Origin of the sequence: Nocardia sp. MH4, assembly GCF_019266065.1 — a bacterium.
Classification (GTDB): Bacteria; Actinomycetota; Actinomycetes; order Mycobacteriales; family Mycobacteriaceae; genus Nocardia; species Nocardia canadensis.
This window is the reverse complement of record NZ_LPNR01000082.1, coordinates 34972-56782: the sequence shown is the minus strand read 5'-3', so window position 1 is coordinate 56782 and position 21811 is coordinate 34972. Positions and strand designations below refer to the sequence as shown.

General features: G+C 70.0%; 16 protein-coding genes, 5 tRNA genes and 1 pseudogene. 7 read left to right on the top strand and 15 right to left on the bottom strand.

The window, feature by feature from the left end; all coding sequences use genetic code 11:
- Together ATM97_RS09225 and dusB are read right to left on the bottom strand one after the other, a co-directional pair.
- Window positions 1-471 (bottom strand): annotated as a pseudogene (locus tag ATM97_RS09225) (LytR family transcriptional regulator); the annotation flags it as partial.
- Window positions 472-665: 194 nt separating this feature from the next.
- Window positions 666-1829 (bottom strand): tRNA dihydrouridine synthase DusB, encoded by a 1164-nt coding sequence (gene dusB / locus ATM97_RS09220; RefSeq protein WP_255587445.1) that lies wholly within the window; start codon window positions 1827-1829, stop codon window positions 666-668.
- A gap of 421 nt (window positions 1830-2250) precedes the next feature.
- Between dusB and ATM97_RS09215 the strand changes: the two genes are divergently transcribed.
- Window positions 2251-2841, top strand: a complete 591-nt coding sequence (locus tag ATM97_RS09215; RefSeq protein WP_218717538.1) for a hypothetical protein — start codon at window positions 2251-2253, stop codon at window positions 2839-2841.
- A gap of 61 nt (window positions 2842-2902) precedes the next feature.
- Here ATM97_RS09215 and ATM97_RS09210 read toward each other — a convergent pair whose 3' ends face one another.
- Both ATM97_RS09210 and ATM97_RS09205 read right to left on the bottom strand, forming a co-directional pair.
- Complete coding sequence (locus ATM97_RS09210) at window positions 2903-3859, bottom strand: acyl-ACP desaturase (RefSeq protein ID WP_218717537.1); 957 nt, start codon at window positions 3857-3859, stop codon at window positions 2903-2905.
- 229 nt (window positions 3860-4088) lie between these two features.
- Window positions 4089-4688, bottom strand: coding sequence for a DUF937 domain-containing protein (locus ATM97_RS09205; protein WP_218717536.1), 600 nt, complete (start codon window positions 4686-4688; stop codon window positions 4089-4091).
- Between the two features lie 260 nt (window positions 4689-4948).
- On the opposite strand from ATM97_RS09205, the gene ATM97_RS09200 reads away from it, so the two are divergent.
- On the top strand, window positions 4949-8002 hold the full coding sequence (locus tag ATM97_RS09200) for a toll/interleukin-1 receptor domain-containing protein (RefSeq protein ID WP_218717535.1): 3054 nt from the start codon (window positions 4949-4951) through the stop codon (window positions 8000-8002).
- 198 nt (window positions 8003-8200) lie between these two features.
- On the opposite strand, the gene ATM97_RS09195 is transcribed toward ATM97_RS09200, so the two are convergent.
- Window positions 8201-8276 (bottom strand) — tRNA-Lys (locus ATM97_RS09195).
- 795 nt (window positions 8277-9071) lie between these two features.
- On the opposite strand from ATM97_RS09195, the gene ATM97_RS09190 reads away from it, so the two are divergent.
- The 4 genes from ATM97_RS09190 to ATM97_RS09175 all read left to right on the top strand — a co-directional run bounded on the left by ATM97_RS09190 (window position 9072) and on the right by ATM97_RS09175 (window position 10144).
- A complete protein-coding gene (locus ATM97_RS09190) occupies window positions 9072-9743 on the top strand; it encodes a TetR family transcriptional regulator (RefSeq protein ID WP_218717534.1) in 672 nt (223 codons plus the stop codon).
- Window positions 9744-9835: 92 nt separating this feature from the next.
- Window positions 9836-9908: transfer RNA gene (locus ATM97_RS09185), tRNA-Glu, on the top strand.
- A 27-nt stretch (window positions 9909-9935) separates the two neighbouring features.
- A tRNA-Asp gene (locus tag ATM97_RS09180) sits at window positions 9936-10009 on the top strand.
- Window positions 10010-10067: 58 nt separating this feature from the next.
- Window positions 10068-10144: transfer RNA gene (locus ATM97_RS09175), tRNA-Phe, on the top strand.
- Window positions 10145-10185: 41 nt separating this feature from the next.
- Here ATM97_RS09175 and ATM97_RS09170 read toward each other — a convergent pair.
- The 7 genes from ATM97_RS09170 to ATM97_RS09140 form a co-directional block, all read right to left on the bottom strand.
- A complete protein-coding gene (locus tag ATM97_RS09170) occupies window positions 10186-10863 on the bottom strand; it encodes a TetR/AcrR family transcriptional regulator (protein WP_218717533.1) in 678 nt (225 codons plus the stop codon).
- Window positions 10864-10879: 16 nt separating this feature from the next.
- Window positions 10880-11863 (bottom strand): NADPH:quinone oxidoreductase family protein, encoded by a 984-nt coding sequence (locus ATM97_RS09165; protein ID WP_218717532.1) that lies wholly within the window; start codon window positions 11861-11863, stop codon window positions 10880-10882.
- A gap of 12 nt (window positions 11864-11875) precedes the next feature.
- Window positions 11876-12913 (bottom strand): phosphotransferase family protein, encoded by a 1038-nt coding sequence (locus ATM97_RS09160; protein WP_308248424.1) that lies wholly within the window; start codon window positions 12911-12913, stop codon window positions 11876-11878.
- Window positions 12906-13688: an SDR family oxidoreductase gene (locus ATM97_RS09155; protein WP_218717531.1), complete on the bottom strand. Its 783-nt coding sequence runs from the start codon at window positions 13686-13688 to the stop codon at window positions 12906-12908. Before ATM97_RS09155 ends, ATM97_RS09160 begins: the two co-directional genes overlap by 8 nt.
- Window positions 13688-14908, bottom strand: coding sequence for an acyl-CoA dehydrogenase family protein (locus ATM97_RS09150; protein WP_218717530.1), 1221 nt, complete (start codon window positions 14906-14908; stop codon window positions 13688-13690). Before ATM97_RS09150 ends, ATM97_RS09155 begins: the two co-directional genes overlap by 1 nt.
- A 110-nt stretch (window positions 14909-15018) precedes the next feature.
- The gene (locus ATM97_RS09145) at window positions 15019-18240 is read right to left on the bottom strand and encodes a carboxyl transferase domain-containing protein (RefSeq protein WP_218717529.1); all 3222 of its coding nucleotides are present in this window, start codon (window positions 18238-18240) and stop codon (window positions 15019-15021) included.
- 30 nt (window positions 18241-18270) lie between these two features.
- Window positions 18271-18903 carry a TetR/AcrR family transcriptional regulator gene (locus ATM97_RS09140; RefSeq protein ID WP_218717528.1) on the bottom strand — a complete coding sequence of 211 codons (633 nt, stop codon included), beginning with the start codon at window positions 18901-18903 and terminating at the stop codon, window positions 18271-18273.
- 120 nt (window positions 18904-19023) lie between these two features.
- On the opposite strand from ATM97_RS09140, the gene ATM97_RS09135 reads away from it, so the two are divergent.
- Window positions 19024-19097: transfer RNA gene (locus tag ATM97_RS09135), tRNA-Asp, on the top strand.
- A gap of 56 nt (window positions 19098-19153) precedes the next feature.
- On the opposite strand, the gene ATM97_RS09130 is transcribed toward ATM97_RS09135, so the two are convergent.
- The 3 genes from ATM97_RS09130 to ATM97_RS09120 are packed head-to-tail and all read right to left on the bottom strand — an operon-like array spanning window position 19154 to window position 21786.
- Window positions 19154-20188 (bottom strand): hypothetical protein, encoded by a 1035-nt coding sequence (locus ATM97_RS09130; RefSeq protein WP_218717527.1) that lies wholly within the window; start codon window positions 20186-20188, stop codon window positions 19154-19156.
- Between the two features lie 9 nt (window positions 20189-20197).
- Window positions 20198-21478, bottom strand: a complete 1281-nt coding sequence (locus ATM97_RS09125; RefSeq protein ID WP_218717526.1) for a hypothetical protein — start codon at window positions 21476-21478, stop codon at window positions 20198-20200.
- A complete protein-coding gene (locus ATM97_RS09120; RefSeq protein ID WP_218717525.1) occupies window positions 21478-21786 on the bottom strand; it encodes a hypothetical protein in 309 nt (102 codons plus the stop codon). Before ATM97_RS09120 ends, ATM97_RS09125 begins: the two co-directional genes overlap by 1 nt.
- Window positions 21787-21811: the final 25 nt, after the last annotated feature.

The following is a 21811-nucleotide window of genomic DNA, read 5'->3' as shown; positions in this document are numbered from 1 at the left end:
CGGGTCGCCGATCGGATCGTGGGTCCGGCGGGGCGGGGTCGGCTTGCGCGGTGCGCGGCCCGCCTCGGGGGTCTGGGCGGGCAGTGCGGTGGTGGCGGTGCGGTCGGCGGGGGATTCGGCGCGATGGGGGGCGCCCACGATGTCGTCGACGACGGGCGAGCTGTCGGCGCGCGGGGATAGATCGGGGCGCTGGGTGGGCCGGGGCGCCTGCTCGCGAGCGCGGCGGCCCGCACGCGAACCCTCGGCCTCGGGGGCGGCGTTGCGCCTGCCGCGCCGGGTTCGTTCGCTGTCGACCCGGTCGACGAGGTCCTGCACCGTCAGTGGGGCCGCACCGGGGTCCTGGGTCGCGTCCGCGTGCCGGGAACGTCGCGCGCCCGGCTCCGGCTGCTCGGTGGGTTCGGCCGTCGGATAGCGCTCCCAGGGGGCGCGACTTCCGGGCCGGGGCGTTCGCCCACGCCGATCGTCACCCACCAACGAACCTCACTTCTCTAGCTGCCGCAGCATGCGCGTCATCGTCCCGGCTCCGAGTCGAACCGCAGCCGAACGATGTCCGCAATGATAACGATTCCGCCACGAGTGGCCACTCCTGTGCACAACAGATTCGCTGACGATCTCGTTGCGACGCTCTGACCGGCGGGGAAAGCGGAAGGTCGGCAGGGGAGAAATCAGCCGCCGCTGTGCATCACGTCGGCCGCGGCGGGGACGGTGTCGTCCTCGGGGTCGTCGAGCCAGCCGTCGGGGAGGGCGACTTTGGTCTGCGGGGAGCCCTGACGGCCGCGGGGGCCGAGGGCGTCGGTGGGGAAGGGGACCGCGGGGTCGAGCTGGGCGACGAGGTCCTCGAGCTGAGCGAGCCGGGACACGGTGGCGAAGCTGCGGCGCAGCTGCGAGCCGACCGGGAAGCCCATCAGATACCAGGCCATGTGCTTGCGGATGTCGCGCATCGCCTTGTCCTCGCCGTCGTGGGCGGTGAGCAGGGTCGCGTGGCGGATCAGGATCTCGCCGACGCGGCCCAGGGTCGGGCCGTCGGGGATCGGCTCGCCGCGCAGCGCGGCGCTGAGTTCGGCGAACAGCCACGGGCGGCCGAGGCAGCCGCGGCCGACGACGACGCCGTCGCAGCCGGTCTCGGTCATCATCCGCAGGGCGTCGTCGGCGGAGAAGATGTCGCCGTTGCCGAGCACGGGGATGGTGGTGACGGCTTCCTTGAGCCGCGCGATGGCCGACCAGTCGGCCGCGCCGGAGTACAGCTGGGCCGCGGTGCGGGCATGCAGGGCGACGGCGGCCGCGCCCTCGGCCTCGGCGATGCGGCCGGTGTCGAGGTAGGTGAGGTGGTCGTCGTCGATGCCGATGCGGAACTTGAAGGTCACCGGCACGCCTGCGGGTTCGGCCGCGGCGACCATCTCCTTGACGATATTGGCGAAGAGCCTGCGCTTGTACGGCAGCGCCGAGCCGCCGCCGAGCCGGGTCACCTTGCGCACCGGGCAGCCCAGGTTGAGGTCGATGTGATCGGCCCAGCCCTCGCCGACGATGATCCGCACCGCCTCGCCGAGCGTCTTCGGATCGACGCCGTAGAGCTGCATCGAGCGCGGGTTCTCGTCGTCGTCGAACGACATCATGTGCAGCGTCTTCTCGTTGCGCTCGACCACCGCGCGGGCGGTGATCATCTCGCAGACGTAGATAGACGTCGCGCTGCCGAACTCTCGGCACAAGGTGCGGAACGCGCGGTTGGTGATGCCCGCCATCGGGGCGAGCACCACGGGCGGATCGACCGGGTAGGGCCCGATCCGCAGCGGCGTCGTCACCTGGGGCATCGTCGTAGTCACGCTGGCCATTGTCTCATCACCCGAGGTCGCGACCGAAAAAAGCCCTGGTGCGGCCGATCACAGCGAGAACGAGCACCCGAACCGAGCACCGCGACGCGCCCGGCCCCGGCCGGGCACGCCTTCTGCGTTCCGCCCGCCACGCTGCCCGAGGGGCCGGCGCTGCGGGGCGATCTGTTCGGCCCGCTGACCGGCGTCGCGGGCTGACCGCAGCACTTCGGGGGCTGAGCGGCGCGAGTGTGATCGATATCGCCCACTACCTGTTTCGTGTGGTTACAGCATCATGACCGCCCTCGCGAGCGGTCGGGTGTGAGCAACACGACAGCGTTCGGCCGTGGCCGATCGCTGCGCGCGCTACGGCTCAGTAACCTGTGACTGCTGGCACCGTCGCCTCCGGCGGTGCGCTGTCCCCACGTAATCGGAGAAACCACCCATGGCCGAACCCGCTGACGACGCCACCGACCCGACCGAGCCCGCCGCCGCGCCCGCGCGGCCGGACAAGGGGACGGTCGCCGTGCAGATCTCGTCGCTGATCGGCGGCGCTGTCATCGCCGTCCTCGCGATCATCGCGATCGTGCTCGGCGTGCTGCTCGGCTCGGCGCGCTCCGAGCTCTCCGATATCGAGGCCCAGAACGCCGACGACGCGAAGGCCGAGCAGATCGCGCTCGACTATGCCGTCGGCTCGGCGACGCTGAACTATCAGGACGTCAACGCCTGGGTGGCCAAACTGAAGGCGGGCACCTCGCCGGAGCTGTCCAGCAAGTTCGAGGCGACCGGCGACAAACTGGAGCAGATCATCGTCCCGCTGAAGTGGACCTCCAGCGCGACGCCGATCACCGCCAAGGTGATGTCGCACGAGGGCGAGGTCTACAAGGTGGCCGCGTTCGTCGACGTCAGCACCACCAACGCCCAGAATCCCGACGGCCTGCGCAACACCGTCACCTACAACATCACCGTCGACGCCGGCAAGGACTGGAAGATCACCGACGTCGGCAGCACCGACGGCGCCCTGCCGACCAAGTAGCCCCACCGACGACAACAGCGCCGCCCTCCGAACACGGAGGGCGGCGCTGTGTGGTTGTCGGCTAGACGCGCGCCAGCTCGAGCTTCTTGGCCTCGCGGGCCAGCATCTTGTCGCGCTGCTCCTCGAACTTGAGCACATCCTGGCCCAGCTTGTCGAGGAAGGCGGCGAGCCGCTCACGGGTGGCCTCACCGCGCGCGGTGAAGTCGGTCCGCTCGAAGATGTTCCACTTCTTGAGCACCGGCTGCACGACCTCTTCGAGGTGCTGACGCAGGTCGTAGATGCCGTGCTTGGCCATCAGCACGCCGTTGCGACGGAAGTTCGGCATGCCCGCGCCGGGCATCTGGAAGTTCTCCACGATCAGGGAGATGGCCTCGATCGCCTGGTCGGGGCTCAGGTCCAGCGCCGCGCCGCACAGGTTGCGATAGAAGATCATGTGCAGGTTCTCGTCGGCGGCGACGCGCTGCAGCATGCGGTCGGCGATCGGGTCGTCACAGACCTTGCCGGTGTTGCGGTGGCTCACGCGAGTGGCCAGCTCCTGGAACGTCACGTAGGCGACCGAGTGCAGGAAGCCGGCGTCGACCTCGGTGGGGGAGGCGAATCCGTTGGTCATGTGGATCATGCGGGCGTTCTCGAGGGCGACCGGGTCCACACCGCGGGTGACCACCAGGTAGTCGCGCATCACGATGCCGTGCCGGTTCTCCTCGGCGGTCCAGCGACCGACCCAGGTGCCCCAGGCGCCGTCCTGGGAGAAGTTCTCGGCGATCTCACGGTGGTAGGACGGCAGATTGTCCTCGGTGAGCAGGTTGGTGATCATGGCCGCCTTGGCGACCTCGTTGAGCTTGGACTGCTCCGGATCCCAATCGACGCCGCCCATGGCGGCGAAGTTGCGGCCCTCATCCCACGGGACGTAGTCGTGGGGATGCCATTCCTTGGCCAGCGACAGGTGCCGGTTGACGTTTTCTTCGGCAACCGGCTCCAACTCTGTGAGCAGTTCGAGTTGAGTCAGATCCCTTGCCATGTAAAAACCCTTCGCTGTCGTGCTTACGGTCGAACGTCGCGATGCGGCCATACCTTACGGCACCGTAGGTGTGATGCGAAACGCAACTGAGCGGAATTCTGCCGAGTTTGAGCAACGCCACAACCTCGTCCGACGCCGTCTCGTCGTGCTGACGAGTCTAGGTGTTCGGCCCGCAGCGTAGGGACTATCGCTGCGGGCCGCACGGTGTTAGCTCCCGGTGGGAAACCTCTCAGCGCTTGCCGCCGAGCAGGCCGCCGAGAATGCTGCCCAGACCGCCGCCCGCGTTCTTCGCCAGCGCCTCGCCGATCACGCCGCCGAGCCCGCCGCTGCTGGTGCTGCCACCGATCAGCCCGCCGAGCAGATCGCCGAGGCCGCCGCCGGAGGCCTGCGGCTGCGGCGCGGGCGCGGGCGCGGCCGCGCCGCCACCGCCGGTGAGCTGCTTGGCGACATAGGCCAGCACGATCGGCGCCAGGATCGGCAGCAGCTTGCCGATCAGGTCGTTGCCGCCGGTCCCGCCGGTGCCGCCGAGGGCGCTGATGACGGTGTTCTTCTCGTCGCCGAAGACGTTGTCGACGATCTTCTCGCCGTCGGCGACGTCCACCTGCTGCAGATCGACGGCGCCCTCGCCCTCGACGAGCCCGCCGTGGTTGTCGAGCGCGCCCAGCAGCGACGCCGCGCCCTGCGGTTCGGCCGCGTTGGCCTGCAGCCCGCCGAGCAGCGTCGGCAGCGCGGCCTGGACGGCGTTGGTCGCGGTCGCCTGGTCGACGCCGAGCTGGTCGGCGATCTGGGCGATCGGTACTTGGGAGAGCAGGTCATCGAAGGAAGTCATCGGCTCCGCCTGTGTCGAGGTAGTCGCACGCTGCGCGTGCTCGGCCCGGTAGTGCCCGGGTCGGGCTCAGGGTAGGGGACCGAGATGGCGGAACCGGGGGTTTCGGCGGCGTCTGCGTCTGGCGCGTCGCCACGTGACGTTGGCCATGCGGCCCGTGGGAGTCGGCCGCCGCCGAACCCGAGTAGCCGGGTACGCGTGCCCCGCGCCCGCCGAAGTCGGACCGTGGAGAAAACGAGCCAAGGGCGTTGGGAGTGAGGACGATGGCCGAGCAGACGATGATCGCGGCGGATCCGCCGCCGAGTCCGGCGCCGCCTCCGGCCTACGACGCCTTCCTGTCCTATTCGCACGCCGACCGCGCGATCGCCGCCGGCATCCAGCGCGGTCTGCACCGCATCGGCCGCCGCGTGGGCCGCCTGCACGCCCTGCGCGTATTCCGCGACGCGACCGACCTGACCGCCAGTCCCGATCTGTGGGGCAAGGTCGCCGAGGCGATGGACCAGGCCCGCTACTGCATCGTCGTGCTGTCCCCGCATTCGGCCGCGTCGGAGTGGGTCGACCGCGAGATCGGCTACTGGCTGCGCACCCGCGGACCGGATCAGCTGCTGTTCGTCGTCGCCGGCGGACAGGTGAAGTGGGACCGCGACACCCACCGCTTCGACCCCGCGCGCTCGACCGTGGCGCTACCGGTCCTGACCCAGCCGGGGTCACTGCCCACCGAGCCCCTCTACGTCGACGTCACCGAGGATGCCCCATGGGACCCGCGCGCCGCGCTCTTCCGCGAGAAGCTCACCGACCTGGCGGCGCCGATCCACGGCAAGCCGAAATACGAACTGGCGGGGGAGGACCTGCGGGAACAGCGGAGATTCCGGCGGTTGCGTCGCGCCGCCGTCGCCGGGCTGGTGCTGCTCACCGTCCTCGCCTTGGTCGCCGCGTTCATCGCCATCGACCGCCAGCAGGAGGCGGTGCGCCAACGCAACCAGGCGATCGGGCTGCGGTTGATCTCCGACACCGAGTCGATGCTGGGCGGTGCCCGACCACGCGACGACGTGCGCGCGATCCAGCAGACGCTGGCCGCGCGCCAGATCACGCCCGACTTCGACGAGGGAGCGTTGCTGCGGACGCTGAATGCCGAAGTGGCGGTGGACAAGATCGTGCAGACGGGCAAGCCCTACGATCCGCTCTACCTGCCCGAGGACCTCGGGGTGCTTGGCGACTACATCCGGACGGTCAAGCCGGACATGGGCATAGCGTTCAGCCCGGTCGGCGACCGAATCCTGACCATCGGCATCGAGATGCGGCTCTGGGACGCGGCGACCGGATCTCGGATCGATCGGGACTTCGAGGCGCTGTCGCCGGAATCACGCGCGATGTTCGCCGCGGCGTTCAGTCCGGATGGTCGGCGGATCGCCGCCGCCACCGGTGACGGCCCGATCCGGATCTGGGACGTCGAGACGGGCAGGCTCGTAGGCACGCCCTCGGCCGGTTACGACACGGCCCCGAACAGCATCACCTTCTCGCCGGACGGCAGGTCGATGGCAGCCTCCGGAAAGGACGGCACGATCCGGTGGTGGGATATCGCCGACGGCCGGACGGCGGTCTTCACCGGCCACGACGGACCGGTGCACGCCGTGGCATTCAGCCCGGACGGGCGCGACCTCGTCTCGGGCGGCGAGGACACCACCGTGCGGATCTGGAAGGTCGACGCCCCCGGGGACGGCCCCGAGACCCTGCGCCGGCACACCTATCCGGTGAAATCGGTCGCGTGGAGCCCCGACGGCCGGCGCATCGCGTCCGGCAGCGTCGGATCGGCCAAGGCGGCGGAAGTGGCGCCCGAATTCGGTACGGCGCTGCTGCTCTGGGATGCGCGGACACGTCAGCCTGTCGGCACACCGCTGGTCGGGAACGAGGTGCTCGTCAATGCGGTCCAATCCGTCGCGTTCAGTCCGGACAGCAGCACGTTGGCATCCGGGTCGTCCGACAACACGGTCCGGCTGTGGGACGTCGGCTCCGGGCGTGCCGAAGGGCAGCCGCTGACCGGCCATGCGGGGATGGTCATGGGTGTGGCCTTCAGTCCTGATGGCCGGCGCCTGGCCTCCACGGCGTGGGACGGAACGATGCGCGTGTGGAACGTCGGCACCCCTGGTTCCGGGTCGCTCGGCGCTCCCTGGCAGCAGGCAGCGGGATCCCCCAAGCCGGGTTTCGGTCCCGTGCTGGCGTTCGAGAGGGACGGTCGGCGGTTCGTGAAGATGGAAGAGGGGACCGCCACGGTCTGGCTGACGGACACGCAGACCGGCGGCAGTCTCGCTCTGGTGGACTTCCCCGACGGCTCCGGCGCCCGCGCCGCGCTCAGTGGAGACGGCCGTCTGGTCGCGGTCGCCGGGCCGGACAAGACCGTCACCTTCTACGACACCGCGACCGGTGCGCGAATCGGTCGCCCGCTGACCGGTTTCGCGGAGCCGGTCAGTGCGCTGGAATTCGATGCCGGCGGTGCGCGTCTGGCCACTGTCACGCTGGCCAACGTCCTCCAGTTGTGGGACACCGAGACCGCGGCCGCCGTCGGCGGCCCGTTCGAAGGGCTGCCCGATGCCGATGGGGTCGTACTCAGCTCGGACGGTCGCCTTCTCGCCGGCACCGACGGCCGGACCGTACGCCTGTGGAACACCGAGACCGGCGCCACGATCGGCGAACCGATGACCGGCCACACCTCAGACCTCAGCAGCCTCGAGTTCGACGCCACCGGCACTCGCCTGCTGACGCACAGCCCCGATTCGGTCCGCCTGTGGGATCTGCGCACCGGAGCGCTCGTCAAAGAAATCCAGGCGACGTCGATCTGGTCGGTGGCGATGGCTCCCGACGGTTCCCGCTTCGTCACCGGTGAGGAAACCACGTTGCGCCGGTGGGACCTGCGGACCGGCGAGCAACTCGGCCCCGCGATGGAAGGCCACACCGCGATGGTGCGCAGCGTGGCGATCAGTGCCGACAGCCGCTACATCGTCTCCGGTTCCAGTGATCAGACCTTGCGTTTCTGGGACCTCGGCGACGGCCACCCCCTCGGCGAACCCTTGCACGGGTCACCGGGCTGGATCGAGAGCGTCTGGCTCTACGCGGACGGTTCGGGCGTCCTCACCAGGAGTCAGGACTTCGGCAACAACTCGGCCCTGTGGACTTGGCCCGGTCCCACCACCTGGGCGGACCTGCTGTGCGACAAACTGACTTTCGAGATGAGTCGGCAGCAGTGGGCGGATTGGGTTTCCCCCGACCTGGAATATCGCTCCGGCTGCCCTGGCCTTGCGCCCCGTCCGGACGAAGGATGACACCGCTGAGCGTGGCGGGAATCACAAGAACTCGCGCCGGCGGACCTCGGGGTCCACGCACGGGGAATCTCGACGAGCGAGCCTCGGGAGTGATTGTCGGCGGGATGTCTCGGCGGTGGTACCCGCGCGAAGTCGTGGCCTGCGGGCGGCCTCGATGGCTCGCAGTGCCTATCCCCGCAGGTCAACCAGGAAAAATCATGGTGCCCCCTGTAGGACTCGAACCTACGACCTAGTGATTAAAAGTCACCAGCTCTACCAACTGAGCTAAAGGGGCGCGGTGGGGAGTCTAACCGACACCGTGCCGTCGGGCCGAATACCGGTCCCCGGCCCCGTCGCGGCCCGGGGTCGGCGCTGGTGGGCGCCGGTAACGAACCGTCGGAGTCCGACGATTCGTGGTAAACAACTGGTACCCATCACCGTTCGCGCTTCCGGCGTCGGCATGGTATCGAATACTGTTGTATCGCAACAGTTTTCGATGAGCAGGGGTTTCGTGGCCGATGAGGTGGTCCGGTGTGGGCGCGGGTCTCGCGACCGGCGGGCGAACAGCAGGGGGTTCGCGCGCGGGTGGTGGGCCGGGTCAACCGGGCTGTGCGCCTATGGAATTCGTAGCTTACGAAACCAATTCGGTTGCGCCTCGTTTGCTGGACTGGATAACCGAACCGGATGTTCGGATGGGTGTTCCATTTGCCGCGTGTCGGCTGCGGAATGCGGGTACGGTGATCGCCTGGTGAATTTCGGAACAATCACGGGTGCTGCGTTATCCGACGGCCCGGTGCTGGGTGCGGTGTCGCGGAATTCATCGAGGGTTCGAAGTGCCGGGGCACACGCGGTGGGCGCGCGAATCTTCGGCAAAGGGGCAGTCGTTACCGCAGGAGGAGGCGGTTCTCACAGGTAGTTGGGCCCGAGTGTGCACCCCCTGCGGCGCACTCGGGCAGGCGAACTATACCAGCCGGAGGGGTACCGGCTTTTCTGCGAGATTTCATACCGAAAGTATGTAATAAAACCACAATTCGCGCTATCGGTTGGTTATTGATCGTTAGCGACGAGAAGGTTCGGAGGCGTTTCGAGCATGGCACGGCAGCAAGAGCGGGCGCGCCGGACACGCGCGGCGATAATCAAGTCCGCGGCCGTCGAGTTCGGGAAGAGTGGATATGCCGCGGCATCCCTCAACCGCATTCTGGAGGGTTCGCGCGCGACCAAGGGCGCGATGTACTTCCACTTCGACTCCAAGGAGGATCTGGCGCGCGCGGTCCTGGAGACCGCGGTCGAGCGCTACCGCATCTGTGCGGAGCGCTGGCTGGCCCGCGCCGATCTGGGGCCGCTCGACGTCCTGCACGGGATGGTCGACGAGATCGCGCTGCGGCTCGAGCACGACACCATCGTGCAGGCCGAGTACCGGCTCGTGATCGAGCCCGAGTTCCACCGCGACGCGGGCAACGGTGGCGGCCGCATCGTCGGCCGGGCCACCCGGGTGCTGGCGGTGCGCGCGATCGACGACGGGCAGCTGCGCGCCGACGCCGACCCCGATCGCTTCACCCGCACCCTCTCCGCGGCCCTGGCCGGCCAGCGCTATCTGGTCGACCCGATCGCCAACGGGTCGGCCGCCGACCTGCGCGCCCGGTTCGCCGAGGTGCTGGAGGTTATCGTGGAGGCGATGGCGACCCCGGTGTGGATCCAGAACTTCCGCAGCGACGGGTGGCGTTCTCAGGCGCGCCTGGACGACCTCGGTTTGGGCGCCTGACCAGCCGATTTGGAAGTCTGCGCACACCTGTCATAAGCTATGCGAGCTCCCAACGGAAACGTTGAAAGCCGGTCCGGAGAGATCCGGGACGAGCCCCCTTCGTCTAGCGGCCTAGGACGCCGCCCTTTCAAGGCGGTAGCGCGGGTTCGAATCCCGTAGGGGGTACAGTCTTCGGACTGTGTAGTACAGCAAGGCCCTGTGGCGCAGTTGGTTAGCGCGCCGCCCTGTCACGGCGGAGGTCGCGGGTTCGAGTCCCGTCAGGGTCGCAAGTAAGCGCCGGAGTGATCCGGCGCTTCGCGTATGGCATTCAGTACGGGTGCCTGCGGCCAGGTAGCTCAGTTGGTACGAGCGTCCGCCTGAAAAGCGGAAGGTCGCCGGTTCGATCCCGGCCCTGGCCACCACGAAATCCCCTCACCAGTTCCTGGTCGAGGGGATTTTCTCGTCAGCGGGTGGGCATGCGCAGGGCGTTCACCCAGAGGCGGGTGACGGTGTAGACGATGTCTTCCAGGGGGCGGGGTTCGCCGTCGAGGTGGCCGTCGGCGACGACGAAGTAGTTGAAGGCCAGGCGGCTGACCATGCCCGAGAGGGCGCGGGAGGTGAGCATCGGGTCGAGATCCGGGTCGGCCAGGCCGCGCTTCTGCAGGTCGGCGATGCTGCGGGCGTTGCGCTGGATGAAGGCGTCGGCGCGGTTCTGGCGCAGCTTGCTGAACTCGGGATCGATCGTGGCGACCTGCTCGAGCAGGCCCATCAGCTTGGCATTGCGCCGGTAGGCCTCGAAGTAGGCGCGGTTGCTCGCCTCGACGATGGAGGCCGGGTCGTCGTCACCGGCCACATGCTGCATACCGGGATGCAGCATGTCCTCCTGGGCGTGCTCCAGGATCGCCGCGAAGATCTCTTCCTTGCCGGCGAAATAGGTGTAGAAGGTGCCCGAGGAGCAGTTGGCTTCCTGGGTGATGTCGACCAGCCGGGTGTCGAGATAACCCAGCCGCTCGAAGACCTTGCGGCCCGCGTCGATCAGGGCCGCCCGCGTCCGCAGACCGCGCGGGGTGGCGGGTAGTTCACGCAGCAGCGAAGTGCGCGCCATCGAGGGCAGCGCGCCTTCGCTGTCGGTGTCGTCCATGCAGTATTTATAGCGCTCAGGGCTGGAAGACGACGCGACCGACCGTGCTGCCGTCGCCGAGCCTGCCGAGGCCATCGGGCACCTCGGCCAGCGAAAGCCGCTCGCTGATCAGCGGTTTCAGCTGTCCCTCGGCGGCCAGCCGGGTCAGTTCGGCGTGGCAGTCCGCGATCGCCTGCTGGTTGTACTGCTTGTACAGGCCCCAGTGCAGACCGATGATCGAGTAGTTCTTGATCAGCGCGTGGTTGAGCGCGGGCTGCGGGATGGTGCCGCCGGCGAAGCCGATCACCAGGATGCGGCCCTCGAAGGCGACGCATTTGGTCGACTTGGCGTAGGCGTCGCCGCCGACCGGGTCGTAGATCACGTCCGCGCCGCGCCCGCCGGTGAACTCCTTCACGATCGGCACGAAGTCCTCGGTGTGCCGATCGATGACGAGGTCGGCGCCGAGGCGGCGGCAGTACTCGGCCTTGTCCGGACCGCCCACCACGCCGATCACCGTCGCGCCCGCGGCCTTGCCCAGCTGCACGGCGGTGCTGCCGACGCCGCCCGCGGCCGCGTGCACCAGCAGCGTCTCGCCCGCCATCAGCTGGGTGCGCCGGTGCAGCGCGAACCAGCTCGTCTGGTAGCCGATGGACAGCGCGGCCGCCTCGGCGTCGTCGAGCGCCGCCGGTGCGGGAAAGACGTTGTCCGCGTCCAGGACCGCCAGTTCGGCGAACGCGCCGCCGGGCAGCGTCGTGGTGCCGACGACCCGATCGCCGACCGCGCACCGGGTGACATCGGCGCCCACCGCCACCACCGTGCCGCACAGCTCCACACCGGGCGTGAACGGCAGCGGCGGCTTGATCTGATACTGCCCTCGGCACAGCAGCACGTCCGGGAAGTTGGCCGGGGCGGCCAGCACCCGCACCAGCACCTGGCCGGGGCCCGCGACGGGGTCGTCGACGTCGTCGAGCCGCAGCACCTCGCGCGGTTCGCCGAGTTCGCGCACCTGCCAAGCCTTCATGATGATCTCCTGTCAGATTCCGGCGTCGTCGGCGACGTCGCGGGCCAGCCGCACCACGGCGTCGATGCGTTCGACGGTCGGCGTGCCCGCCGCCGCCTTGTTCGCGGGGGTGTCCTGTGCCCGGCGCAGCACGCCCTCGGCGATGATCGCGAGCTTCCACAGGCCCAGGACCTGCCAGTACCGCAGCGCGGCCGGGTCGCGGCCGGTCAGCTCGAGGTACATCCGCGACATCTCGGCGCGGTTCGGGAAGCCGTCGAGCGCGGACGCGGGAAAGTCGCCGCCGATCAGCTCGCCCGGCTCTGCCCAGTAGGCGAGCATGCTGCCCATATCGGCCAGCGGGTCGCCGAGGGTGGACAGTTCCCAGTCCAGCGCGGCCGTCACGGCACCGGTCTCGCGCGAGGTGATGACGTTGCGGAGATGGAAATCGCCGTGCACGAGACACACTTCGGTCTGCTCCGGCACCGCGGCGGCGAGGCGGCGGGTGAGGTCGTCGAGCTCGGGCAGGTCCCTGGTCTTGGACCGTTCCAGCTGACCGCTCCAGCGCTTGAGCTGACGCGGCGCGTACGGGGTGTGCGCGGCGAGGTCGGCCAGGCCGACGGCGGCCGGGTCGACCGCATGGATGCGCGCGAGCGTGCGCGGCAGCGATTCCGCGATGGCCCGGCGGCGCTGCGGCGTGAGCGATTCCGCGATCGGCATGGTGTCGACCACCTGCCCGTCGACGTACTCCATCAGCACCAGCGGCGCGTCGACCACGTCCGGATCGGCGAGCACCCCGAAGATCCGCGGCACCGGCACCTCGGTGGACTCGAGCGCGGCGATGATCCGCGCTTCCCGCACCACATCGTGGGCCGAGGCCAGCAACGTGCCGAGCGGCGGCCTGCGCAATACCCACCGCCGGTCTTCGGCATCGGTGACCAGGTAGGTCAGGTTCGATTGGCCGAGCCCGATCCGGTCGAAGCGCAGCGGTGCGGCGCACCCGATGCCGAGCGTGCCGAACCAGCCGGTCACCGCGGCCGGGTCGATCCCGACGACGTCACGTGTGTCAGACACCGAGCGATGCTCCGCTCCGGAACAGCGGCGCGTCGCCGAGCCGCTGCCCGCCGTCGATCACCATGACCTCGCCGGTGATCCAGCTCGCGGCGTCGGAGACGAGGAACGCCACGGCGGCGCCGATGTCCTCGGGCTCGCCGATCCGGTCCAGCGCGGTGGCGCCGGCGACCGACTCCTCATGGTTCTTCCACAGGGCCTCGGCCAGCTTGGTGCGGACGACGCCCGGCGCGATCGCGTTGACGCGCACCTTCGGCGACAGTTCCAGCGCCATCTGCTTGGTCAGATGGATCAGCGCGGCCTTGGACGCGTTGTACAGGCCGATGTCGGGCTCCAGGGTCAGCCCGCCGATCGACGTCGTGTTCACGACGGCGCCGCCGTGCTCGCCCATCCAGGCCGTGGTGACCAGCGAGGTCCACAGGATCGGTGCCCACACGTTCACGTCGAAGGTCTTGGCGAACCGCCCGTGGTCCTGGCCGGTCACCGGGCCGAAGGCGGGGTTGGTGCCCGCGTTGTTGACCAGGATGTCGACGCTGCCGAAGCGCTCCACGGTCAGCTCGACGCACCGGCGAGCCGCTTCCTCGTCCGTGGCGTGCGCGGCGACACCGAGGGCGGTGCCGTCCACCTGCGCGGCGGCCGCGTCGGCGGCTTCCTGGGTGCGCGCGGTCAGTACGACGGTCCCGCCCGCCGCGGCGATGGACCGGGCGATCGCCAGCCCGATGCCGCGCGAGGCGCCGGTGACGATGGCGGTGCGCCCGGTCAGGTCGAGTCCGGTCATCAGTTGCTCTCCTTGCTGCGGTACTTGCTCAGTTCCTGGCGCGCGATGGCGCGCTTGTGCACCTCGTCGGGGCCGTCGGCCAGGCGCAGGGTGCGCAGCTGGGCCCAGGCCATCGCGAGGGGGAAGTCGTCGGTGACGCCACCGGCGCCGTGCACCTGGATCGCGCGGTCGAGGACCTTCAGCGCGATGGTCGGCGCGGCCACCTTGATGGCGGCGATCTCGGTGCGGGCTTCCTTGTTGCCGACGGTGTCCATCAGGTGCGCGGCCTTGAGCGTGAGCAGCCGGATCATCTCGATCTCGATGCGCGACTCGGCGATCCAGTCCTGGATATTGGCGTTCTCGGCGATCGGCTTGCCGAAGGTGACGCGCGACTGCGCCCGCTTGCACATCATCTCCAGCGCGCGCTCGGCCATGCCGATGCTGCGCATGCAGTGGTGGATGCGGCCGGGCCCGAGCCGGGCCTGACTGATCGCGAAGCCCTCGCCCTCACCCTTCAGTACGTCGGCCACCGGCACGCGGACATCGGTGAAATCGATCTCGGCGTGGCCCTCGCGCTCCTGGTAGCCGAACACCGGCAAACCGCGCACGATCGTGACGCCCGGCGCGTCGATCGGGACGACCATCATCGACTGCTGTCGGTGCGGCGCGGCGGTCGGATCGGTCTTGCCCATCACGATCAGCACCTTGCAGTTGCGGTGCAAAGCGTTGGTGGCGAACCACTTGCGGCCGTTGAGGACGTACTCCTCGCCGTCGCGCACCATCGACAGTTCCACATTGGTGGCGTCGGAGCTGGCCACGCCGGGTTCGGTCATCGCGAACGCGGAGGCCATGGTGCCGTCGAGCAGCGGTTCGAGGTACTTCTTCTTGTGCTCCTCGGTGCCGAACAGCTCGAGCACCTCCATGTTCCCGGTGTCGGGGGCGTTGCAGTTGCAGGCCTCCGAGGCGAGATGGCTGCGGCCCATGATCTCGGCGAGCGGCGCGTACTCGAGGTTGGTCAGGCCGGGGCCGCGACCGGGATGCGGATGGAAGAGATTCCACAGACCGCGCCGCTTGGCCTCGGCCTTGAGCTCCTCGAGGATCGGCGGCTGGAAGTGCGGGTCGCCGGACTCCCGCATCTGCTCGTCGTAGACGGCTTCGGCGGGGTAGACGTGCTCGTCCATGAACACGAGCAGGTCCGCGCGGTATTTCTCGGCGCGCTCGGAGAGATCGAACAGCGACATGGGGTGCTCCCGATGGTCGGCGGTGACTTGTCAGCGAACCTATTAGAAGTTGACGTCAACTTCAAGTTTGTGCGTGTGCGACCGCCCGGCCGGGCGGTGCCGGGGCTACCTCACGGCCGATTCCGGACCAGCGTGGTGATCCAGGCACGGGTGTCGGCGGGGTCGATCACGTCGTCGAGTTCGAACCCGGTCGCCGCGGTGAGCGCCTTGCCCTGCTGATAGGCCAGGGCGAGCAGCTGCCCGAACAGCGTCTCGCGCTCGGCCGGATCCGCGACGGCGGCCAGCTCCTTGCGAAAGCCCAGGCGCACCGCGCCCTCGAGCCCCATCGGCCCGATCTCGCCGGTCGGCCAGGCGACGGTGAAGTTCGGCGCGCGGAAGTGCCCGGCCGCCATCGCCATCGCGCCCAGGCCGTAGCCCTTGCGCAGGATGATGGTGCCGAAGGGGACGGTCAGCCGGGCGCCGAGCACGAACAGATCGCTGAACCGGCGCACCGTCGCGGTCCGCTCCGCGTCCGGTCCGACCATGAATCCCGGTGTGTCGCACAGGGAGACGATCGGCAACCCGAACGACTCGCACAATCCCAGGAAGTCGCCCATCTTGTCGGCGGCCTCGGCGTCGATGGCGCCGCCGAGATGATGACTGCTGTTGGCCACCAGGCCGAACGGCACGCCGTCGACCCGGACCAGCGCGGTGACGACGCCGACTCCGTAGTCGGGCCGCAGTTCCAGGATCGAGCCGAGATCGGCGATCGCCTCGATCGCGCGGTGGATGTCATAGGCGCGCAGGCGATTCTCCGGCACCACATGCCGGGCCAGGCGCGGATCGGGCACCTCGAAGTCCTCGACCGGGCCCTGGAAATAGCCGAGGTACTGCTTGGCCAGCGCGACCGCGTGCGCCTCGTCGCGGGCCACCAGGTGCACGACACCGTTGCGCCGCTGCACCTCGATCGGCCCGATGTCCTCGGGCCGGTACACGCCGAGCCCGCCGCCCTCGATCATCGCCGGGCCGCCCATGCCCAGATTGGCGTCCGGCGTCGCGATGATGACATCACAGACCCCGGCCAGCGCGGCATTGCCGGCGAAGCAGCGGCCCGACACGATCGTCACCAGCGGCACCCGCCCGCGCAGCGCGGCGAGCGCGCGGAAGGTCGGCACGTCCAGACCCATGCCGGTCACGTCGGTGTCGCCGGGCCTGCCGCCACCACCCTCGGCGAACAGCACCACCGGCACCCGCTTGCGGGCGGCCAGCTCGAAGGCGCGGTCGGTCTTGGCGTGATTGTTCTTGCCCTGGGTGCCCGCGAGCACGGTGTAGTCGTAGGAGACCACCACGGCCTCGGCGGCCGCCGTGCCGAAGCGGTCCGCGCCGATGGTGGCCAACCCGGTGACCAGGCCGTCCGCGGGGGTGTTGGCGATCAGGTCCTGCTCGGAGCGCCTGCTGCGCTGCGCGGCGACGGCCAGCGCGCCGTACTCGACGAAGCTGCCCGGGTCGACCAGGTCGGCGATGTTCTCCCTGGCCGTGCGGCGGCCGAGCCGGTGTCGCTTGGCCACCACGTCCGGGCGAGCTTCGTCCCGTGTGACGCGGTGGCGCGCGCGGATCTCGTCGACGTCGGCCCGGGCGCGCACCGGGTCGAGCTCGGCCTGCGCGGCGCCGGTGGCGTCGGCACCGGTGGGGGCGATGATCACCAGCGGATCGCCGGGCGCGACGACCTGGCCCGGGCGGACCAGCACCCGGACCGTCCGCGCGGCGGCCGGTGCGGCGAGCACGTGCTGCATCTTCATCGCCTCGAGCACGACGAGCTGTCCGCCCGCCGCGATCTCGAGGTCCTCGCCGGTCACCTCGACCACGGTGCCCGCCAGCTGCGCCCGCACCGCCTCCTGCCCCGGATACAGCTCGACCGCCGCGACCGCGAGCTCCGGCTGCCCGGCCTCGGCCGCCGCGACCAGCGTGGCCAGGTGCTCGCCGAGATAGGAGGTCGTGACGGTGCCGGTCTGGAATCGGCGGTCGGTGAGCACTTCCCGCAGGAAGCCGCTGTTGGTGCGGAGGCCGTCGACGGTGAATTCGGCCAGTGCGGTCGCCGCCTTGCGCGCGGCGGCGGGGAAGGAGTTCCCCCTGGTACGGGTGATCACCTTGGCCAGCAGCGAGTCGTAGCGCGGGCTCGGGGTGAGGCCCGGTCGGCCGAAGGTGTCGACGCGCACGCCCGGACCGGTGGGCGGGGCGAAGGCGGTCAGCGTGCCCGCCGTCGGCACCGCCGATCCATCGGCCGCCATGGTCTCCATGTTCACCCTGGCCTGAATGGCGATGCCGTCGGCGGCGGCCGGTTCCCCTTCGGCTCGGGTTCCGTCCGAGACGATTCCGCTCGGCAGGCCCAGCGCGTCGAAGGTCGCGCCCCGGGCGATGTCGAGCTGGACCGCGACCAGGTCGACCCCGGTCACCTCCTCGGTGACGGTGTGCTCCACCTGGATGCGCGGATTGACCTCCAGAAAGACGAAACGGTCACCGGCGACCAGGAATTCGACGGTGGCCAGGCCGCGATAGCCGACCCGCGCGCACAGCCGGGCCGCCGCCTCGTGCAGGCCACGGCGCAGCTCGTCCGGAAGCCCCTGCGCCGGAGCGATTTCGATCAGCTTCTGATGCCTGCGCTGCACACTGCAATCCCGGTCGCCGAGCGCGAGCGCGGTGGTGCCGTCGTCGGCCGCCGCGGCGACGACCTGCACCTCGATGTGCCGGGCGTCGGTCATCAGCGCCTCGGCGAACACCGCCGGATCGCCGAAGCCGAGCTCCGCCTCGGCGGCGCACTGCCGGTAGGCGTCGTCGAGCTCGACGGCGGTGCGCACCACGCGCATGCCGCGCCCACCGCCACCGGCCAGCGCCTTGATCATGATCGGGCCGGATTGGGCCGCGAAGAACGCGCCGACCTCGGCGAGCGTGCTCGCGCCCGCGGTGGCGGGCAGCACGGGGACGCCGGCGGCGTCGGCGCTCCGGCGGGCCGCGGACTTGTCGCCGAACAGGTCAAGGACGGCGGGGTCGGGGCCGACGAAGGTGTGGCCCGCCGCCGCGCAGGCCCTGGCGAACTCGGCGTTCTCGCTCAGGAAGCCGTAGCCGGGGTGGATGAGATCGGCGCCGGATTCCTTGGCGGCGGCCAGGATCGCGGCATGGTCCAGATACGGCGCGGGTCCGGCGCCGGTCAGGCCGATCGCCTCGTCGGCCGCGTGCACAGGGGGAGCGGCGGCGTCGTCCTCGGCGTAGACCGCCACGGTGCGCAGGCCGAGTTCGGTGGCGGTGCGGATGATGCGCAGGGCGATCTCGCCGCGATTGGCGATCAACAGGGTCATGGGCGTCCTCGATGTCGTCGACCGTGCCGGTCAGGGAGCTCGGTGGGGTTGCTCGGTGAAGCCGATCAGCCGGTGGGCGATGGCGATGTGGTCGGTGACGAACTGGGCGCGCTCGTCGGCGCGTACGCGGGCGGCGCCGATGAGCAGTGCGTCGGACAGGGTTTCGACGATGCGCGGCAGCGGCGCGCACGGGTCGATCGCGCCCTCGGCGTCGACGCGTTCGAGAAAGGCGATGAACCGCTGCCGCAGGCGTTCCCGCATCCGGGTCCACTGCGCGCCGATCGCCGGGTCCACGTCGGCGCGATGCTCGATCAAGGTCCCCAGGGCGCCGTTGGCGAACACCGCCTCCGCGAACGCCCGCGTGGTGGCGGCGATGACCTCCGCAGGCGCGGTGACCTCGACGTCGACCACCAGCTGCGCGTCCAGGAACCGCGCGCACACCCGCTCGGTGATCGCCTGGAACACCTCGTCTTTGGAGGAGAAGTACGCGTAGAACGTCGCCCGCGAGACCCGCGCCCGCGTGGTGATCGTTTCCACCGAGGTCTGGTCGTACCCGAGCTCGGCGAAACACCCCGCCGCCGCGTCGAGCAATTCGCCCCGCCGCGGCCCACCACTGTCCTTGCGGGCCGACCGGGCCCGCTCCTGCGCCGCACTCGTGGTCACCGCCCGAGTGTCGTTGACATTGACGTCAATGTCAACGCTTCCTCGCGGGCCCCACCTGCGTGATTACCGCCCACACCGTTCCACCGGGTACAGTCCACCCGCGATGTAGCGATACATCACGGCCCTGTGGCGCAGTTGGTTAGCGCGCCGCCCTGTCACGGCGGAGGTCGCGGGTTCGAGTCCCGTCAGGGTCGCAAGAAGATCCCCGCACCGAGTATCGGTGCGGGGATTTCTGCGTTCGGGGGCGAGGTCAGCGGCGGTGGTCGATGCTGGTGATGCGGTAGCGGCCGGGGGCCACTTCGGCGGTGCGCATGGTCTGCTGGATCTTCTCGATGGCGGTGTCGCCGGGCCACTGCTGCTGGACGGTGACGTTCCAGACGGTGGGGTCGGTGGAGTCGGCGCGGGTGATGTGAATGCAGTACTTGACGCCGGTGGGGAAGGTGGAAATGCCTGCGGCCAGGGCTGATTCGTCGCCCACGTGAGCGTCGTCGGTGACGTAGGTGCGGGCCTTGGCGGCATCGCGGTCGACGTAGTAGCTGTATTCGAAGCCGAGGATGGCGCCCTGCGGGGTGGCGGTGTCGCCGCGTTCGGCGCTGATCGTGATGGACTGGCTGCGGAAGGACTCACAGCCCGCCACCGCGTGCGCGGGCAGCGGGGCGACGGTGGTCGCGGTGGATCCCGTGGTCGGCGAACCGGAGACGGAGGCCTGTTTCGCCGCGACCGGTTTGTCGCCCGAGCCGAGGAAGATGTTCGCCGCCAGACCGAGCACCACCACGAAGATCAGCGCGCCGACGATGCCCTTCACCGCGGCGGCGGCCTTCGCCCGGCCGTGCGGATCGTCGTAGCGTTCGTCGTCGTACTTCTTGCGTGGCCTGCGCGCGATCGGGCCGCCGCCACCGAAGTCCTTGAGCCGCGGCAGCACCGGCATCTCGACCCGATCACCGCTCTGCTCGGTCGCGGTGGCGGTGGCCCAGTCGTTCCAGTCGACGTCGTCGGTCCGGCGCGGCGGTTCCTCGACGGGCGCCTCGTCGTTCCAGTCGTTCCAGTCGCCGGTGAACCCGTCTTCCTCGGCGGCGGTGCGATAGATCGGCTCGGTCGGCGCGGTGGTGAGCGCGCCGGGAACCTCGTCGTAGTGTTCCGGCTCCGGTGGCGGCCAGGTCTCCGGATTGGTGCCGATGGTCTGCGGCTCGGCCTCACGCCGCCGCCGGCGTCGCCGTTTGCCCTGTGGACGACGGCGCGCCGGATCGGCGGGCGAGGCGAAATAGGCCCCGAACGGGTTGTCCATCCGGCGCCCTTACGCCGTAGCCGGGACGACTCCCGGCTGCCCGTGCTTGGGCGCGGCCGACGGGCGCTCGCTCTCCTGATCCTGTTGCGGACGGCTCGTCGGCGGAATCACCCCGGTCTGGCTCGGCTGCTGCTGCGCGGGTGCGGGCGCGGCGGGGGCCTGCTGCTGGGGCTGCTCGACAACCGGCGCCTGCACCGTGGGCGCCGGTGTCGTCGGCGCCGCGGGCGCGGGCTTGGTCGCGGTGCCGTTGCCGCCGGAGGTCTCCGGTTTGGTGGTGGTGTCGCCGTTGCCGAGCCCGGCGAACAGGCCGCCGGAGTTCCCGCCGCCGTTGGTGGACGGGCTGGTCGGCGTCGGTGTCGTCGTGGCCGGCGTGGTCGCCGTGCCCTCGGTGCCCGTGCCGGTGACATTCGCGGCGAGGGTGTCGATCCCGGTGGTCGCCAGTTCGGCGCCCTTGTCGATGCCGTGCATCGCGACCTCGGCGATCTTGTCGATCAGATGCGTGCCGAAGGTGACGCCCGCGTCGATCGCCGCGGTGCCCAGCGAGACGCCACCGTCGATCAGCGCCTCCTGCAGCGCGATCTGCGCCGCCGTCGCCGGATCGGTGGTGGTCGTGGTCGTGTCGGTATCGATGGTGTTCGTCGACGTGCCGCCGGTGCCGAGAACGTAGACGCCCGGCGACACCTCGACCGCGCCCGGCGGCACGGTGACCCCGTTGGTGCCGCCGAGATCGGAGGTCAGCTCCTTGGTGTTGCGGGTGTGCTCGTCCATCTCGGTGCTCGCGGTCCCGACGACGGTGACGGCCTCCTGGATCGCCTCCTCCGCCAGCGCGACGATCGCGTCCAGGTTGTTGCCGTTCACCGCGGGTGCGGCGGCCTTCGCCTTGGCGCGGAAGTCGGCGATGATCGCGTCGACCTTGGCCGCCGCGGTCGACTGGGTCGAATGCGCCTGGCCGAGCAGGGTGCTGAGCTTCTGGCCGCGGTCGGCGGCCGCCGACACCTCGGTGGCGGTCTGGCGCAGGGCCGGGGTGGCGGGCGCCGCAGTATCGGTCGACTCCAGCGCGTACAGGCCGAGCCGGTGCGGGTCCTCGGTGGCGCTGGTCGCGGCGCTGGCCGTGGTCAGGGCGTTGACCACGTCGGTATCGGGGTCGGCGGAGGTGTTGGAGCCCAGCGATTTCCGCAGCTCCAGCAGCGGCACCTCGAGCAGGGCGACCACCGGCGCGATCTTGGCCTCGGCCTCCTCCTGCGTGATCGTGCTCAGTGTGGTCTCGGTGACCAGGGATTTCGCGCGCATCACGCCACCTCGCTCTCGATCGCGCCCAGGTCGCCCGCCAGCCCGCTGTCGACCCCGGTGACGTTGGCGCCGTACTGATTCAGGATGTCCTGATACGCGCTGACCAGATTCCCCGCGGTACTCAACGTCGACGCGTGCGCCCCCGCGGCCGCCGTCCACGCGGCCGCGAATTCCTTCCCCAGCACCCCGAGCCCCGACAGGTCCACCCCCGCCGCCGTCGTCGTGCTCGTGGCCGCTTCTCCGAGTAGATCCGCGACCCGAGCAGCAGCGCGCTGATACGCGTCGAGCGCTGATGGGTCGAATGACATTTCCGCCACGATGTCTTCCGTTCCA

Coding starts and splice junctions, on each gene's coding strand:
- dusB (WP_255587445.1), bottom strand. CDS start 1,829: ATGGCCAGCGTGACTACGACGATGCCCCAGGTGACGACGCCGCTGCGG.
- ATM97_RS09215 (WP_218717538.1), top strand. CDS start 2,251: ATGGCCGAACCCGCTGACGACGCCACCGACCCGACCGAGCCCGCCGCC.
- ATM97_RS09210 (WP_218717537.1), bottom strand. CDS start 3,859: ATGGCAAGGGATCTGACTCAACTCGAACTGCTCACAGAGTTGGAGCCG.
- ATM97_RS09205 (WP_218717536.1), bottom strand. CDS start 4,688: ATGACTTCCTTCGATGACCTGCTCTCCCAAGTACCGATCGCCCAGATC.
- ATM97_RS09200 (WP_218717535.1), top strand. CDS start 4,949: ATGGCCGAGCAGACGATGATCGCGGCGGATCCGCCGCCGAGTCCGGCG.
- ATM97_RS09190 (WP_218717534.1), top strand. CDS start 9,072: ATGGCACGGCAGCAAGAGCGGGCGCGCCGGACACGCGCGGCGATAATC.
- ATM97_RS09170 (WP_218717533.1), bottom strand. CDS start 10,863: ATGGACGACACCGACAGCGAAGGCGCGCTGCCCTCGATGGCGCGCACT.
- ATM97_RS09165 (WP_218717532.1), bottom strand. CDS start 11,863: ATGAAGGCTTGGCAGGTGCGCGAACTCGGCGAACCGCGCGAGGTGCTG.
- ATM97_RS09155 (WP_218717531.1), bottom strand. CDS start 13,688: ATGACCGGACTCGACCTGACCGGGCGCACCGCCATCGTCACCGGCGCC.
- ATM97_RS09150 (WP_218717530.1), bottom strand. CDS start 14,908: ATGTCGCTGTTCGATCTCTCCGAGCGCGCCGAGAAATACCGCGCGGAC.
- ATM97_RS09145 (WP_218717529.1), bottom strand. CDS start 18,240: ATGACCCTGTTGATCGCCAATCGCGGCGAGATCGCCCTGCGCATCATC.
- ATM97_RS09130 (WP_218717527.1), bottom strand. CDS start 20,188: ATGGACAACCCGTTCGGGGCCTATTTCGCCTCGCCCGCCGATCCGGCG.
- ATM97_RS09125 (WP_218717526.1), bottom strand. CDS start 21,478: ATGCGCGCGAAATCCCTGGTCACCGAGACCACACTGAGCACGATCACG.
- ATM97_RS09120 (WP_218717525.1), bottom strand. CDS start 21,786: ATGTCATTCGACCCATCAGCGCTCGACGCGTATCAGCGCGCTGCTGCT.